The organism is Haloplanus sp. GCM10025708 (assembly GCF_042663985.1).
GTDB classification, from domain to species: Archaea; Halobacteriota; Halobacteria; order Halobacteriales; family Haloferacaceae; genus Salinirarus; species Salinirarus marinus.
On record NZ_JBHSZA010000011.1, the window covers coordinates 2,528,646 to 2,542,499 of the forward strand.

The window sequence follows — 13,854 nt, forward strand, 5'->3', positions numbered from 1 at the left end:
TCGGATTTCACACGGCAACGGCAGGGCTTAACACGGACGGGAGTGACTGCCGAACGTGTCTCGTCATCGGCGTATCGGCGCTGGCTTGCTCGCCTGCTCGACGCTGTCGAACGCGTACATGATCGCGCCCGCCGGGACCATGCCGGGGATGATGGCCGGACTGTCGGTCGGTCCCTCGATCGCTGGCCTCGTGGTGAGCGTCACCTTCGGCGTCCAGATTCTCGCGAGCGTCCCCGCCGGCATGCTGGTCGACAGCCGGGACCCCCGGTGGGTCGTCGCCGGTGCCGTTGCGGCGTTGGCCGTCTCCGGAGCGTGGGGCACGGCGGCAGCGCTCGCCGGCGACGTGCCCTCACTACTCGTCTCCCGTCTCCTCGGCGGCACCGCGAGCGTCGTCATCTGGAACGCCAGCGTCATCATCATCGGGAGCGCATTCCCGGCCGCTTCACGAGGGACGGCCATCGGCATCTTCACCGCCGGCGCTCCCGCCGGATTCGCGCTGACGCAGGTCGGAGGTCCGATCGTCGAGTCTGCGCTCGGCTGGCAGTACGTCTTCGTCGTTCCGGGCGTTCTGGCTCTCCTCCCGTTCGTGGCCTTCTGGGCGACGAGCACCGGGATGCACGTCGGCAGCGGGTCGACGTCGACACCAACGCGCGCCGAATTCGCTCGCGTCTTCTACGACGGGCGCGTCGCCCTCGTCGGTGCCATGTCCTTTCTCGCCTTCTCGCTTTTCGTCTTGCTCAACTCGTGGCTCCCCACCTACTTCACCCAGGAGGTCGGCATCCCCGTAGCGACGGGCGGCCTGTTGGTGGCGCTGTTTCCCACTGTGGGAATCGTCTCCCGATTCGGCGGTGGCGTCGTCTCGGACTACGTGTTCGACTCGCGGCGTCGCCCCGTCGCCATCCTCTCGTTTCTCGTCGGAACGCCGGCGGCGGTCGTCCTCGGATGGACGTCGGGCGTGGTGGCCGTGCTGGTGCTGTTAGTGGTCGCCGGCTTCTTCATCCAACTGGGGATGGGGTCGTTTTTCGCCTACGCGCGCGAGGTGGTCGACCCCGTCGTCGCCGGGACCGCCGTCGCCGTCGTGACGGGCGCGAGTTCGTCCGGTGCGTTCCTCGCCCCCGTCGTCGCTGGGTGGCTCATCGGGGCGACGGACGACTACCTCTCTGTGTTCGTCCTGGCCGGCGTCTTGGGCGTCGCCGGCTTCGCGGTGTCGCTCCGAGCGCCGGAGGTTTAGCCGGTGGAGTCGCTCTCGCCGGAGCGTCACGCCCCGGAGATCTCCGCGGCTACCGCGTCGAGTTCCTCGTCGCTCAGGTTCGGCCGGTCCTCGACGACGGCGTGAACGGGTCGGCCGCCGTCGCCCTCGAAGCGCGGGACGACGTGACAGTGGACGTGGTTGACCTCCTGTCCGGCCGCGGGGCCGTCGTTGAACGCCACCGTCGTCGCGTCGGCGTCGACGGCGCGTTCGACCCGGCCGGTCACCCCGTGGACGGCCGCGAACAGGTCGCACGCGAGGGATTCGGGCAGGTCGTGCACGCGTTCGTGGTGGGACTTGGGGACGACGAGCGTGTGGCCCCGCGAGAGGGGATTGGCGTCGAGGAACGCCTGTACGTGGTCGTCCTCGTAGACGGTTCGACTCGGGAGGTCGCCGTCGACGATGCGACAGAAGATACAGTCCGTCATGGGCGAGTGATGCGATGGCGAGGAAAAAGGCTCCCGGATGTACCGCTGGCACGTCAATCCGTCCGGAGTCGATTCCGGGGGCGTTGGCTGGATAGCTTGCAGTCCAGACGGCACACGCGAGACAACAGGCCGGCGTGTTCAGTGCGATCGTATATTCGGGAGTGACGGTTTCGTTCCCGTCCTCGATTAACGCGTCCCACTGCGGAAAGAGGAGGTCGGATTCGCCGCCACAGAGGCGACAGGTAGCCATCGACGGCGCGGCCGTCTCGGGTTCCCGGGACATCAGGTCCGTCTCACAGGTCGTACAGAAACTCCCGAGGATGTCTCCCGTCGACCGACCGACCGTTATCCGGTCGTAATCTGCTCGGCTTCCGCAGCGATAGCAATCCATTTCTAGGTGCCCTTCTCGTCCGCTGACGAACGCCCGTCTCGTACGTGAGCGAGTCGCGACACATCATTAATATTTTGGCTCGGTCAGGAATACCTGTACGAGGGTCTGATATGCCACTATACTGGTATCGAGGCTAGGATTCGTTCACGTATGACTATATACCTGATAGGTGGGCGTCGGTATCCTGTCGACGGGCACGCACGATTCGCCCCACGGCAGCTTTTGCGCCGACCGGCCCAATCTCGTCTCCATGCCCATCGAGTTCGACCGGCACGTCCAGGAGGCGTCGTTCCACAGTCCGCTCGAAGAGTTCGAGGCGGTGACCGTCGAGACGGAGGTGCGGCGGGACCCGTTGACCGACCGGAACGCCCGCGTCGTCTCGGACCACTTCCTGATGGCCGAGGACCCCGACATCGAGGCCGTCGTCACCGACGACGAGGGCTGCTATTTCTGTCCCGACAGCGTCGACGAGACGACGCCGACCTACCCCGACTGGGTCGGGATGGACCGCGGACACGTCGGCGAGGCGACGTCGTTTCCGAACCTCAACCCCTACGGGAAACACTCGAACGTCGTCGCCCTGACGGAGGACCACTACGTCCCCATCGACGAGTTCACGGCGGGGATCTTCGAGGACGGCCTCGTCGCGGCCCTGGAGTACGTCCGGCGGGCGATGGACCACGACGCCGACGCCGAGTTCGGGTCGGTGAACATGAACTTCCTCCGGTCGGCCGGCAGCAGCATCATCCATCCGCACGTCCAGACGCTGGTCGACGGGGAGGGGACGAACGAGCAGCGGCTCCAGGCGGGCGCGGCCCGCGCCTTCTACGAACAGGAGGACGAGGCGTACTGGCCGGCACTCGTCGACGAGGAACGCGACGGCGAGCGATACGTCGGAGCGACGGGCGACGTCGAGTGGGTCGCCCCGTTCGCGCCGAAACACCACCGCCACCTCGTCGGCGTCGTGGACGACCCGGGTCTGCCCGACGACGACGCCCTCGCCGACCTCGCGGCGGGAATCGAGAACGCCCTCGCCCACTACGGCGACGTCGGCCTCAACAGCTTCAACTTCGCGCTCCACCTCACCGAGGACGACCCGGCGACTCCGCCCGTCTTCCACCTCGTCGCCCGGTCGGTGTTCGACGAGTATTACTGGAGCGACGCCACGTTCTTCACGTCGCTCCACGACGAGGGCGTCGTCGACGTCGCGCCGGAGACGTACGCCGCGGAGGCGCGCGCGTTCTTCTAATCGACGGCGACGCCACAGTCCCGCAGGCGAGCGGCGAGTTCGCGGCGGTACGCCGCGTCGTCGTAGCCGAGTCTGGACTGCCACACGTCCCGGTAGGAGGGATGGAGGAGCGGGACGACCGTCGCGTCGAGCGTGGGGCAGTCGAACGGTTCGAGGACGACGTCGAGGAAGCCGTCGACGTCCCGGTCCTCGAACGCGAGGACGGACGTCGTCGCGTGCTTGCCGGTGGGGAGGACGACGGTCGGATCGATCCGGTCGAGTTCGGTCGCGAGGTGCGGGCGACAGTTCGCCCGTTCCGCGGCGGTGGGTTCGCGGTTCGACCCCTCTCCGTCGGCGGGGAAGCACTTCACGGCGTTCGTGTAGTAGGTCCGGTCGGCGACGCCGACGTCGGCCATCAGTCGACGGACGCGCCGGCCGGAGTGTCGCGAGGTGTAGGCGAGTCCGGTGTGGTTGCCGCCCCGCCACCGGTCGGCCGCGGCGTCGCCCGCGCCGGGCGCTTCGCCGACGACCACGACGTCGGCGTCGCGGGGGCCGTTCCCCCACGAGATACACGTTCGGGAGTCGACGAGGGCGGGGCAGCGGCTGCAGTCCGCGTCGAGGACGAGTCGGTCGTCGGCGTCCGGGAACTGCGGGTCCATCCTACTCGGTCAAGGGGAGCGCGATGCCGAAGACGAACGGCGTCACCAGGAGGAGCGCGATGCCGAGGATTTCGGCGTCGAACAGCAGGGAGAGCTCCCACGCCGGGAGGTCACCGAAGAAGGCGCGGCCGGCGAGTTCGCCGACCGCACCGACGGCGAACAGCAGTGCGCCAAGTGCCATCCCGCGTTTCGTGAGTCGGGCGTAATCGAGGCTGCCGTAGCGACCGGTCATAATTCGACGTCGGACGGCATCGAACGAGGGCGTTTCGGTTCCGCGGCCGAGGTGGACGCCGCCGTCAGGGGTCGAGTCGGGACTTGACGACTGACTGTACCTCTTCCGGGTCCGCGACGTTCTCGAAGGTGAGGAAGCCGAGACTCCGGTTCGTCCCACCGGAGAGAAACGAGACGGACCCGAACCCGAGCACCGACTGGATGCGGTCCTGTCGGAACTCGTGGCCTCGTATCTTCGAGAACGGGAGTTCGCGCGAGCGAGTCTTGTAAAACAGCGAGTACTCCCAGCGGACGGCGTCGTCGGTGATGGTGTAGCGGTAACGTTTCAGCAGGTAGACGCGTACCGCGTATCGCACGAGGAGGACGAGAACGACGAGGCCGACGACGTACGCGCCGATTTCGGTGTACTGTCGCGAACCGAATAGCCGTGGATGCGTGAGGACGTACGCCTCGACGAGGACGCCGACGACGAGTGCGAGAGCTGGTTTCACCACTGCCGGACGAAGCGAGGGCCCAGTCTCGTAGAGGACGTCCGTCGCGGGTCGGTCGGGAGGCGATACGTCGGCCGTGGGGTCGGTGGATTCGTCGGTCATCTCTGTTAGAGCGTCGTCACCGCGAGGAGGGAACCGAGGACGAACAGCAGCGGCGTCGCCAACACCATCACGACGGTCATCGCCGCCGTCGTTCGGTCCGTCCGGTGATTGATACGGGAACCGAGGTACAGCGAGTAGACGTAGTAGCTCCCCGCGACGACGAGGCCGGCGAGGAGGACCTGTTCTTTCGTCGTCAGTCCGACCGGTGGATTCGCTCCCGGACGCGACCACGCAGCCAACACGAAGTCGCTCCCGAACGCGTCGAGGACGCCGTAGACGAACCGCAATTGAATCCAGCGGACGAGCGCCGCCGCCGTCGAGACGCCGGGCGTCGTATCGAGATACATCACGAAACTGAAAATCCCGGCGAGATACGCGCTCGTACTGTAGATGACCGTGTGGAGCGACGGGAGGACGCCAGTCGAACTCCGGGTGACGAGGACGCCGGCGTGGAACGCGGCGAACGTGGCCACCGTTGCTCCGGTCAGATAGAGGCAGTTCTGTGCGAAACGGAGCGTGAACCGCCACGCTCCTGCCACGTCGACGGTCGTCGGTGCGAACAGCGCCGCGAACCACGTCGGGGTGCTGAGTGTCTCCGGCACCGTCCCGAGCCCGGCGAGCGTCAGCGGTATCGCGTACGCGAGGAGGTTCGTCAGGAAGATGGCCCCGAGATGCCCGAGTTGGTCTACGGCTCCGAGCAGGGACTGTTCTAACGACTCGTGGTCGGCCATCACGAACCTCGTCGGCCGGACGAGTGCGTCGTAGATTCCGGTCGCTGTCGTGGAGACGATTCGACGGGCCATTGCCGGGTCGAATCCCCGTACATTGTCATGTTTGATTAGTGTTGGTATTGAGGTAAGGTGAGTCGCCGAATTATCCCAACAATTATGTCAACTTCCGTAGATCATCCTCCATGGCGCGAAGCGAGACACGGGCGGCGGATCGGTGGACGATGCGAGGGTGTGGTGCAGTGGTCGGGCTGGCGACGGGAACTCTCACGGTATTCGCCACTCCCGCAGGATTGCCACTCTACGTGACGCTGGCGGCGATGATCGTCGTCGGCGGGGTGACGGGTGTACAGGCGGCACGACAGCGGTATCCGAGCGAGGCCGGGGCGGTCGGGGCCGGCGTCACCGCCGTTTTGCTCGTCCTCGCGGGCATCTCGACGGCCGCACAGACGTTTCTCGCCTCCCGTGCCGCCGAAGGGGTGGCTGCGAGCGCCCTCCGTCGAGGGTCGCTGGTGCTCGCCGGTGTCGCTGTCTTACTCGGCCTCTTCGCGGCCGCCGTCAGCTACTTCTTCCGGAAGCGGGCGCGTCGACAGCACCGACTCGGGGAGTGACCGGTCAGACGACGTCCGCGACGACGGGGGCGACGCTCGTGGCCGTCACGTCGCGTTCGATGGTGTCGGTGGCGTAGACGCCGTCGACGCCGGCGCGTTCGAGTTTCGTCCGGGCGTCGCGGGCGAACAGAGGGTGAACGCAGGCGACGTGGACGCCCGCCGCCCCCGGTCGTTCACCACGCCGATGGACTCGCTCACGGTCGATCCCGTGGCGACGATGTCGTCGACGACGACCACGTCCCGGTCCCCGACGTCGGCGTCGCTGGGCGTGACGTCGACGTCCGTCCCCGAGTGACGGACCTTCTCGAAGTAGTCAGTGTCGCCCCGGCCGTAGGCGTCGCGGACGGCGATGGCGATGTCGATGGCTCCGGCGTCGGGCGAGAGAAAGAGCGGGTCGGAGAGGTCGGCGGGAAGCGGGTCGGCGAGACGCGCTGCGGCGTCGACCACCTCGCAGGGAACGTCGAAGAAGTCCCGGACGGACGCCTCGTGAGGGTTCACGAGGACGACCCGGTCGGTGCCGGTGCTCACCGCGCGGGCGACGGCGCGGGCCGAGACGGGCTGGCCGGGTTCGAAGGCGCGTTCCTGCCGGGCGTAGCCCATGTACCCGAGGACGGTCACCACCTCTTCGGCCCCCGCCTCGCGGACGGCGTCCTGTAACTGTAGGAGTTCGAGGTAGGCGTCGTTGGTGGTCGTGGAGGCGACGACGACGGCCCGATCGGCGTCGAACCCCGGCGCGGCCGCGAGGGTTTCGCCGTCCGGGAAGCGTTCGTAGGCGACGTCGGCGAGCGAGCGCCCCGTCTCGTCGGCGAGGGCGGCCGCGAGCGCCTGCGCGGTGGAACCGGGTACGAGCATATGGGAGGCTCTTGCTTTCCGCCCCGAAAGGCGTTTCCGTCCGCCTCAGCGCACCGCCAGTCCGCCGACGCCGCGGACGCCAAGCGCCCGCGTGCGCCAGCCGTCGCCCGCGTCGAGGAGGAGCGTCCCGTCGGCCGTGATCGCACAGATGGCCGTCGCGTACGCCACGTCGACGACTCGCTCGTCGACCGGTACGTCGACGCGCGTCCACTCGTCGGTCGTCTCGCGGGCGTAGAGTGCCTCGGTTGTGGCGGCGTGGGCCCGCTCGTCCCCGACGTGGGCCCGCTCGCCTCCGACGCTCACGGCGTGAAAGTCCCCTGCGAGGACGTCCATCCAGCCGTTGCCGAGCCGGTAGAGCGCCGCGCCCGTCGCCGCGAGGGGGACGCCCGCGCCCGCGACGTCCCGGACGTCGTCGAGGCCGGCGTCGACGAGTTCGTCGCCCCGGACGCGGTAGACGCCGTCGGCGGCGGCGACGAGGGGGCCGTCGACGGCCCGCACCGCGCCGACGCGGCCGAGCGTCCGCCAGTCGCCGTCGCCGTAGCGGGCCACTCGCCCGTCGTCGTCGCCGGCGAGGAGGCCGTCGCCGAAGCCCACCGCCGTCGCCGGGCCGAATCCCGTCTCGCCGTAGTCGGTCCCCAGGAGGACGTCCTCCTCGGCGGCGACGGCGACGTAGCCGTCCGCGCAGGCGACGTCCCGTGCGACACACCGGTGATCGACGCCGAACTCGCCGACCAGGTCGTCGGAGACGCTGACGGCGACGACGCCGAGTTCCGTCGCCACCAGTAGTTCCTCGCGGTCCCCCGGGCGTCGTAGACGCGCTTCTCGTCGAGGCTGAGGTCGTGGCCTGCCATGGTGGGAGTCGGACGCCGGCCGTGAAAAAGCTGACGAACTCGCGGACCTCGGAGTACCACATGTCGTGGTAGTCGACCTGGCCGACGCGTTCGGCGACGTCGACGGCGATGGCGTGCCAGCACCGCTCGGTCGGGTCGTCGGGATCGAGGTTGTACTCGGCGTCCTTGCAGTTACACCCTCCAGCCTCGACGATGTACTCGTCCTCGTGGCCGACGACGACGGTGAAATCGCGGTACTCCTTCACTCGCCCCTCGGAGACGGCCTCGATGGCTCGCTGTCCCCGGTCGCCGTGGGTCGTGAGGATGGCGTCGACGATAGGGCCGGTCAGCTCCCCGGCCGCGTCCAGCGCCGTCTGCCAGTCCTCGACGTCGCTCACGGCACTCGATTCGGCCGGCGGCGACTAAACAGGTTCGGTCGAAGGGGCCGTGACGCCACGGCCGTCTCTCGCCGCCCGTCGAGCGAATCGCGTCGCTTTTCGGCGTCGCTGCCCGACTGCGGACTATGAAGGTACGCGAGGGTCGCGTCGAAGTGGAGGTGCCCGGCGAACGCGACGGCGCGAGCGTCGGGAGCGGCGACGGCGTCTTCTTCAACCCCACCCAGGAGTTGAACCGCGACGTGACCGTGGCCGTCCTGCGCGCGTACCGCGAACGCGATCCTCGAGTGGAGTCCTACCTCGACGCGATGGCCGCCAGCGGGATTCGGGGCGTGCGCGCCGCCGCGGAGGGGTACGACGTGACCAGCGCCGACGTCGATTCCGACGCCGTGGCGCTCGCCCGCGAGAACTTCGACCGCAACGACCTCGACGGCGAGGTCGTCCAACGCGACGCCAACTCGCTCATGCACGACCGTGATCGGGTGTTCGACGTCGTCGACGTCGACCCGTTCGGGACGCCGATCCCCTTCGCCGACGCGGCGTTCGCCAACGCCCGAAACCTCGTCTGTGTCACCGCGACCGACACCGCGCCGCTGTGTGGCGCGCACTTCAACAGCGGCGTCCGCAAATACTCGACGCTCCCGCGCAACACCGACTACCACCCCGAGATGGGCCTTCGCGCCCTCCTCTCGGCGCTCGTGCGCACCGCGGCGCGCTACGACTGTGCCGCCGTTCCCGTCCTCTCGCACGTCTCGCGCCACTACGTCCGCACCTATCTCGAACTCGATCACCGCGCGACCCGCGCCGACGACGCCATCGACGAACTGGGGTACGTCTATCACTGCGAGGACTGTCTGACTCGCGACGCCGAGTTCGGACACCTCTCGCACCCGCCCGACGCCTGTCCCGCCTGCGGGAGCGATCGGACCGTCACCGCCGGACCGCTGTGGCTCGGAGCGATCCGCGATCCCGGCTTCGTCGCGTCCGTCCGCGAGGAACTGACCGACGACATGGGCGAGGCCGCGCGTGCTCGCCGGCTACTGACGACGCTCGAAGCCGAACTCGACGTCCCGACCCACTACGACCAGCACCGGCTCTGCAAGGAGTGGACCCGCCCCGCGCCCGCGATGGACGAGTTCCTGGACGACCTTCGAGCGGCCGGCTTCGAGGCCTCCCGCGCCCACTACGGCGGGACGACGTTCAAGACGGACGCCACGGTGGCCGAGATTCGCGAGGCGACGGCCTGAGGCCGGAACTTCTTGTGTGTCGCCCGCGGACGGTGCGTGTGAACGACCGCATCGAACGGTGGGGCGGACTCGCCCGCCGCGTCTGGACCGAGGTTCGCGCCCGCGAAGTGACGTTTCTCGCCGCGAGCATCGCCTACTACGCGTTCGTCTCCCTCCTGCCGTTGCTGATCCTGTCGTTCGCTATCGCGTCGGTCGTGGGCGGCGCGTCGCTCGAAGCCGCGGTGGTCGACCTCGTCCACCAGTACCTGCTCCCCGTGAGCGACGGTCTCGTCGAGGACGCCCTCACGGACACCGCGGGCCGGGGGAGCGTCACCGCCGTCGGCCTCGTGCTCCTCGTGTGGAGCGCGCTCAAACTCTTTCGCGGCATGGACGTGGCGTTCGCCCGCATCTACGGGACCGCGCCGGGGGCGTCGTCGAACAGGTCGAGACGGGGCTCGTCGCTCTGCTCGGCGTCGGCGTCGGGACGCTCTCCGCCCTCGTTCTCGTCGGCCTGCTCGGGTTCGTCTCACGGCCGCTGTTCGCCGCCTTCGCGCCCGTTGCCCTCGTCACCCTCCTCGTCGTCGCCTTCCTCCCGATGTACTACGTCTTCCCCGACGCCGACGTGAGCGTCCGAGAAGCGGTGCCCGGAGCCGTCTTCGCCGCTGTCGGGTGGACGCTCCTCGCAACCGCCTTCGGGGCGTACGCCCGATACGCGGCCGGCCGATTCGCCGTCTACGGCGTCCTCGGTGCGATGCTCCTGCTGGTGACCTGGTTCTATCTCGCCGGTGCCGTCGTCCTCGTAGGCGGCGTCGTCAACGCCGTGCTGGCCGGGCGGGTCGATTCGGGACCGGCAGGTACAACACGACCCGGGCCGTCGATACGCCACGACTGAGATGACTCGGGACGAAGACCGCTCACAGAGGCCCGCGGGAGCGCCCGACATCACGGACCTCGACGCCCGCCTCGAGGAACTACGCGCCGACTTCGACGCCTTCGAGGACGACGTGTCCGAGCGAACGGTCGACAAGCCGGCACTCGAAGCCGAACTCGAGCAGTACGTTCGCAAGCGGATGCGTCGCGGCCACGCCCGGGGCTGGGGCCCGTATCTCGTTCTCCTCTACGGGACGGTGCTGACGCTCGGAGCCTTCCGCTTTCTCGACGGCCCGTGGGCCATCCTCGCGATGGTCGTCCTCTTTCTCTCGACGCTCGGCCTCTACGTCCTGTTCGTGCTGGTCGGCGTCGGACTGAACCTCCTCGGGAAGCCCGGCCAAGCGATCGAGTACGCCCGCGACCTGCGCCGCTAACGATGTCGCTCGACGCACTGGCCTCCGCGGGGGCGACGCCGCCGCTCTTCGGGGCCGCCCGCGGCGTCGGCGAACTCGGCGTCGCGGCCGGCCTCCCCGATGCCGTCGTCGCCGCGTTCGGGGTCCTCACGCACCTCGGCAACCCCTGGCTCCTGCTGGCGGTCCTGTCGCTCGCCTACCTGCTCGCGGACCGGCTCGACGCCTCGCCGCCTCGCCTCGCCGTCGTCCTCGCGCTCGGCTTCGGCGCGCTCGCGCTGACGATGTCGCTCAAATACGCCTTCCGACTCCCACGCCCGCCCGGGGCCCCCGCCGACGGCTACGGCTTCCCGAGCGGTCACGCGCTTGGCGCGACCGTCGTCTACGGCGGACTGGCGGCGCTGTTCCCGTCCTGGTCCCGCCGGCGGACGCTCGCGTTCGTCGGCGTCGCCGCCCTCGTCGCCGTCTCGCGGGTCGTCATCGGCGTCCACTACCTGGTGGACATCGTCGCCGGCGCGTTCGTCGGCGTCGCCTTCCTCACCGCCGTCCTCCGACTCGTCGGATCGCGCGAGCGCCTCTCGGTCGCCGACTCGGCGCGGGCGTTCGACGCGGCCCTCGCCGTCGCCGTCGCCGGCCTCGCGATCAACGCCGCCCTCGCGGGGTCGCTCGCCGTCGCGACGGACGTCCTCCTCGGACTCGGCGCGGCCGCCGGCGGCTGGATCGGCTGGCGACTCGCCGGCGACGACGTCGCGACGCTGTCGCTCCCCGGCCGGCGCTCGCGGTCAACGTCGTCGCGGTGCCGGTCCTGGTCGGCCTGCTTCGGCTCGTCTCGACGTCGCCGTCGGGACCCGTCGTCTACGTCGGAGGGACCGCCGCGCTCGTCGCTGCGCTGGTGGCGTGTCCGGCGGTGAGCCACCGGCTCGTCGTTCGAAAAAACTGAGAAGCGGACGTCCGGTCGCGGCTCAGAACGTCTCGAGGTAGCGGTCGAGTTCCCAGTCGGAGACGTCGACGAGGTACTCCTGCCACTCCTGGGTCTTGGCTTCGACGAACTTCGAGTAGACGTGTTCGCCGAGCGCGTCGGAGACGACGTCGTCCTCTTCGAGCGCCTCGACGGCCCCGCCGAGGTCGGACGGGAGCGTCTCGATGCCGTACTCCTCGCGTTTCTGCTCGTCGAACTCGTAGATGTTCTCGCGGACCGGATCGGGACATTCGAGACCCTTCTCGATGCCGTCCAGCCCCGCGTGGATGAGCGCTGCGAACGCGAGATACGGGTTGCAGGACGGGTCGGGGAAGCGCGCCTCGATGCGGGAGGCGGCCGGGACGCGCGCCGCCGGCTTGCGGATGAGCGCCGAGCGGTTGCGGTCGGACCACGCGACGTAGACGGGCGCTTCGTAGCCGGGGACGAGGCGCTTGTAGCTGTTGACCGTCGGATTCGTGACGGCTGCGAGCGCGGGCGCGTGTTCGAGGATGCCGGCGACGAACTGCTTGGCCGTGTCGCTCAGGTCGAACTCGTCGTCGCCGTCGTGGAAGGCGTTCTCGCCGTCCTCGAACAGCGACATGTGGGTGTGCATCCCGGAGCCGTTGATGCGCGGGATGGGCTTTGGCATGAACGTCGCGTGCAGGTCGTGTTCGGCCGCGATGGCGCGAACGACCGCGCGGAAGGTGGCGACGTTGTCCGCCGTCGAGAGCGCGTCGTCGTACGTGAAGTTGATCTCGTGTTGGCCCTGGGCGACTTCGTGGTGGAGGCCTCCACCTCGAAGCCCATGCTTTCGAGGCCGTAGATGATGTCACGGCGCACGTCGGAAGCGAGGTCCTTCGGCGCGAGGTCGAAGTAGCCCCCGGCGTCGTTCGTTACCGTCGTCGCGCGGCCCTGTTCGTCTTCCTCGAACAGGAAGAACTCGGGTTCGGGCGCGGCGTTGACCTCGTAACCCATGCTCTGGGCGCGTTCGATGGCGCGCTTCAGGACGCCGCGCGGGTCGCCGGCGAACGGCTCGCCGCTCGACGTGTCGATGACGTCACAGATGAGCCGCGCCGCCGCGCTGTCTTCGTTTTTCCGCCACGGCAGGACGGCGAACGTCTCCGGGTCCGGTTCGAGGCGCATGTCGCTCTCCTGGATGCGAACGAAGCCCTCGATGCTGGAGCCGTCGAAGTAGATGCCTTCGGTGAACGCCTTCTCGGCCTGCCGGGCCGGGATGGAGACGTTCTTGACGGTACCGAGGATGTCGGTGAACTGGAGGCGCAGGAAATCGACGCCTTCTTCCTCGATACGATCGATTACGTCCTGTTCCTTGGCGGTCAGGCCGCCGTCTGGAGATGCGTTTTCGTCCGTCATGTTCTGGACAACTAATCGAAATAGTTCCAGTATAAAGACCTTATCGTTGGATGCAAAAACCCCTCTCCGCCAGTCGAAATTGGATATTCGTAAAATTATAAACCCCGGAGCGAGTGAGTAACTGTAATGACGTACGAAAACCTCGACGCGAAACTCATCAACGCACTCCTCGGCGACGGCCGAGCCAGTCTCCGAGCCTCGCCGAGAAACTCGACGTGTCGGTGACGACCGTCTCGAACCACCTCCGCGACCTCGAATCCGAGGGCGTCATCGAGGGGTACACCCCGAAAGTCAACTACGACGCTCTCGGTTACGACGTGACCGCCGTCATCCAGTTGAAAGTCGAAGGGAGCGCGCTCCCCGACATCACCGACCGACTGCGAGAGCAAAAGCGGATGATCAGCGTCTACGAGGTGACTGGCGATTACGACGTCATCGCCATCGGGAAGTTCGAGGACACCGACGGCATGAACGACCAGATCAAGGAGCTGTTGACCGACGCCGACATCCGCGAGTCGAACACGAGCGTCGTCCTCAACGACGTCGTCGAAAACGAACAGTTCGAACTCGACGTGTCCTGACCGCGCGACCGCCCTGCGAGTCAACTGACTCGCGACGTCGTCCATCTCGGTGTGACAGAACGGACAGCGATAGCGCGTCGAAAACCCGCCGGAGACGGCGGTGGTCTTTGCCTCCAGTTCGTGCATGGCGATCTTCCGGGAGCAGTCTGTGCAGGTCACCTTCGACATGTGGTATGACATTCTCAATCATTGTGTTAAATCGCACGGTGCTGTGCCATGTTGACATGCCGACCGGGGCTC

General features: G+C 68.0%; 10 protein-coding genes and 6 pseudogenes. 7 read left to right on the plus strand and 9 right to left on the minus strand.

All coding sequences use genetic code 11. The features are described 5' to 3' along the window. The first annotated feature begins 55 nt into the window (after positions 1–55). Complete coding sequence (locus tag ACFQJD_RS17255) at positions 56–1,231, plus strand: MFS transporter (protein ID WP_379799858.1); 1,176 nt, start codon at positions 56–58, stop codon at positions 1,229–1,231. Between the two features lie 26 nt (positions 1,232–1,257). On the opposite strand, the gene ACFQJD_RS17260 is transcribed toward ACFQJD_RS17255, so the two are convergent. Beyond that, a complete protein-coding gene (locus tag ACFQJD_RS17260; protein ID WP_379799860.1) occupies positions 1,258–1,677 on the minus strand; it encodes an HIT family protein in 420 nt (139 codons plus the stop codon). Positions 1,678–2,318: 641 nt separating this feature from the next. On the opposite strand from ACFQJD_RS17260, the gene ACFQJD_RS17265 reads away from it, so the two are divergent. Next, positions 2,319–3,317 carry a hypothetical protein gene (locus tag ACFQJD_RS17265; RefSeq protein ID WP_379799862.1) on the plus strand — a complete coding sequence of 333 codons (999 nt, stop codon included), beginning with the start codon at positions 2,319–2,321 and terminating at the stop codon, positions 3,315–3,317. Here the strand turns inward: ACFQJD_RS17265 and ACFQJD_RS17270 are convergent. The 4 genes from ACFQJD_RS17270 to ACFQJD_RS17285 form a co-directional block, all read right to left on the minus strand. Beyond that, complete coding sequence (locus ACFQJD_RS17270; protein ID WP_379799864.1) at positions 3,314–3,955, minus strand: uracil-DNA glycosylase; 642 nt, start codon at positions 3,953–3,955, stop codon at positions 3,314–3,316. The two genes, ACFQJD_RS17265 and ACFQJD_RS17270, sit on opposite strands and share 4 nt — an antisense overlap. 1 nt (position 3,956) lies before the next feature. Next, complete coding sequence (locus ACFQJD_RS17275) at positions 3,957–4,187, minus strand: hypothetical protein (RefSeq protein ID WP_379799866.1); 231 nt, start codon at positions 4,185–4,187, stop codon at positions 3,957–3,959. A gap of 64 nt (positions 4,188–4,251) precedes the next feature. Continuing rightward, entirely contained in the window at positions 4,252–4,779 is a 528-nt protein-coding gene (locus ACFQJD_RS17280) for a PH domain-containing protein (protein WP_379799868.1), read from the minus strand. A gap of 5 nt (positions 4,780–4,784) precedes the next feature. Then, complete coding sequence (locus ACFQJD_RS17285; RefSeq protein WP_379799870.1) at positions 4,785–5,582, minus strand: hypothetical protein; 798 nt, start codon at positions 5,580–5,582, stop codon at positions 4,785–4,787. Between the two features lie 110 nt (positions 5,583–5,692). Here ACFQJD_RS17285 and ACFQJD_RS17290 point away from each other — a divergent pair, with 110 nt between their 5' ends. Continuing rightward, positions 5,693–6,118 carry a hypothetical protein gene (locus ACFQJD_RS17290; RefSeq protein ID WP_379799872.1) on the plus strand — a complete coding sequence of 142 codons (426 nt, stop codon included), beginning with the start codon at positions 5,693–5,695 and terminating at the stop codon, positions 6,116–6,118. Between the two features lie 4 nt (positions 6,119–6,122). On the opposite strand, the pseudogene prs reads toward ACFQJD_RS17290, so the two are convergent. From prs to ACFQJD_RS17305, 3 pseudogenes are all read right to left on the minus strand, one after another. Continuing rightward, positions 6,123–6,970 (minus strand): annotated as a pseudogene (prs, locus tag ACFQJD_RS17295) (ribose-phosphate diphosphokinase). A 45-nt stretch (positions 6,971–7,015) separates the two neighbouring features. Continuing rightward, positions 7,016–7,821, minus strand: a pseudogene (locus ACFQJD_RS17300) (hypothetical protein). A 32-nt stretch (positions 7,822–7,853) separates the two neighbouring features. Continuing rightward, positions 7,854–8,198, minus strand: a pseudogene (locus ACFQJD_RS17305) (hypothetical protein); the annotation flags it as partial. A gap of 125 nt (positions 8,199–8,323) precedes the next feature. On the opposite strand from ACFQJD_RS17305, the gene ACFQJD_RS17310 reads away from it, so the two are divergent. The 3 genes and pseudogenes from ACFQJD_RS17310 (at position 8,324) to ACFQJD_RS17320 (ending at position 11,612) form a co-directional block, all read left to right on the plus strand. Further along, complete coding sequence (locus ACFQJD_RS17310) at positions 8,324–9,442, plus strand: tRNA (guanine(26)-N(2))-dimethyltransferase (protein WP_379799876.1); 1,119 nt, start codon at positions 8,324–8,326, stop codon at positions 9,440–9,442. Positions 9,443–9,480: 38 nt separating this feature from the next. Continuing rightward, positions 9,481–10,725 (plus strand): annotated as a pseudogene (locus tag ACFQJD_RS17315) (YihY/virulence factor BrkB family protein). Positions 10,726–10,727: 2 nt separating this feature from the next. After that, positions 10,728–11,612, plus strand: coding sequence for a phosphatase PAP2 family protein (locus ACFQJD_RS17320; RefSeq protein WP_379799879.1), 885 nt, complete (start codon positions 10,728–10,730; stop codon positions 11,610–11,612). Between the two features lie 51 nt (positions 11,613–11,663). Here the strand turns inward: ACFQJD_RS17320 and glnA are convergent. Beyond that, positions 11,664–13,033: pseudogene (gene glnA, locus ACFQJD_RS17325) on the minus strand (type I glutamate--ammonia ligase). Positions 13,034–13,159: 126 nt separating this feature from the next. Between glnA and lrp the strand changes: the two are divergent. Then, positions 13,160–13,614: pseudogene (gene lrp / locus ACFQJD_RS17330) on the plus strand (HTH-type transcriptional regulator Lrp). Positions 13,615–13,854 lie beyond the last annotated feature (240 nt).